The 242-nt window shown below is 47.9% G+C and carries 1 pseudogene; it reads left to right on the forward strand.

The features are described from left to right. A pseudogene (locus ACR9ZK_RS23165) lies at nucleotides 1-242 on the forward strand (cell division protein FtsZ); the annotation flags it as partial.

Here is a 242-nt window from a genome sequence, read left to right on the forward strand (position 1 = left end):
GTGTAGGAGGCGGTGGAAACAACGCGCTGAAGCACATGTACGAAAAAGGAATTCACGGTGTAGATTTCGTGATCTGCAATACAGATGCCCAGACATTGGATAATAACCCGGTTGCCAACAAAGTACAGTTAGGAACGACCATTACCGAAGGGCTTGGTGCAGGCGCTGATCCTGAAGTAGGTGAAAAATCTGCCATCGAAAGCATTGAGGATATCAAAGCGGCGATGGGACAGAATACCAAG

The sequence above is a fragment of the Monashia sp. HAY1-5C genome, assembly GCF_056755255.1.